Consider the following 545-nt stretch of genomic DNA (forward strand, 5'->3'; position numbering starts at 1 on the left):
GTTGGCAAGCGCAGACAGACAGAGCTTGAGAGAGCGCGCGCGAGATGGCAGCCTCCATGATCACCTCGCCGATTGTGGCGCCGACGAGCGTCCCCTCCCTCTCCCGCCGGGGTTCCTCCTTCGCCGTCGTCTGCAGCGGTGGCAAGAAGATCAAGGTCGACAAGCCCCTTGGACTTGGAGGCGGCTTGACAGTCGACATCGACGCCAACGGCAGGAAGGTGGGCAAGAAGGGCGTGTACCAGTTCGTTGACAAGTACGGCGCCAACGTCGACGGCTACAGCCCAATCTACACGCCAGAGGAATGGTCTGAATCTGGTGACCGCTACGCCGGCGGAACGACCGGGCTTCTTATCTGGGCCGTCACCCTCGCCGGCCTCCTCGGCGGCGGCGTCCTCCTCGTCTACAACACCAGCGCTCTCGCCGGCTAAGAGAGCATCTACGTGTAACACAGGGCCGGGTCTCTGCTTGCATGCACGTCTCTGTAATCTACATAGCTACCTCCTGTGAATGTATGCAATCAACGATGCAAAGTAATTGATCCGAAC

1 protein-coding gene is annotated in these 545 nt (G+C 60.4%); it reads left to right on the plus strand.

All coding sequences use genetic code 11. From position 1 onward, the window contains the following. Window positions 1–56: 56 nt before the first annotated feature. Window positions 57–428 carry a photosystem II protein PsbR gene (psbR, locus tag IEY98_RS33560; RefSeq protein WP_072311013.1) on the plus strand — a complete coding sequence of 124 codons (372 nt, stop codon included), beginning with the start codon at window positions 57–59 and terminating at the stop codon, window positions 426–428. The last annotated feature ends 117 nt before the right edge of the window (window positions 429–545 follow it).

Origin of the sequence: Actinokineospora fastidiosa (genome assembly GCF_014648415.1) — a bacterium.
Classification (GTDB): domain Bacteria; phylum Actinomycetota; class Actinomycetes; order Mycobacteriales; family Pseudonocardiaceae; genus Actinokineospora; species Actinokineospora fastidiosa.